We start from the raw sequence: 439 nt of genomic DNA on the forward strand, positions 1-439 counted from the left end.
CTGGATCTGCATCGCCATCGGCGGCGCCGTCGTGCTCGTGTACTCCGTCATCGGCGGCATGTGGTCGATCACCCTGGCCGACCAGGTGCAGTTCATCATCAAGACGATCGGCATCTTTGCGCTCATGCTGCCGTTCGTGCTCGTCAAGGCCGACGGCTTCTCCGGCATCCGCGAGCGCCTGGGCGACGACTACTTCGCCATCGCCGGCGGCAAGGTCGGCGCCGACACGCAGACGATCATCACGTGGTTCGTCGTCTACATGTTCGGCATGCTCATCGGCCAGGACATCTGGCAGCGCGTCTTCACCGCGCGCACCCCGAAGGTAGCGCGTCTCGGCGGCACCATGGCCGGTGTCTACTGCATCCTCTACGGCGCGGCCGGCGCGATCATCGGCATGGGCGCGCACGCCGTCCTCGGCGACGGCATCAAGGCGAAGAAC

At 66.1% G+C, this 439-nt stretch carries 1 protein-coding gene; it reads left to right on the forward strand.

What is annotated here, in order from left to right; all coding sequences use genetic code 11:
* Positions 1-439: sodium:solute symporter family transporter (locus tag GO615_RS29970; protein ID WP_211167432.1), on the forward strand; the 439-nt coding region annotated here is incomplete at both ends.

Origin of the sequence: Aromatoleum evansii, from assembly GCF_012910805.1 — a bacterium.
GTDB lineage: Bacteria > Pseudomonadota > Gammaproteobacteria > Burkholderiales > Rhodocyclaceae > Aromatoleum > Aromatoleum evansii.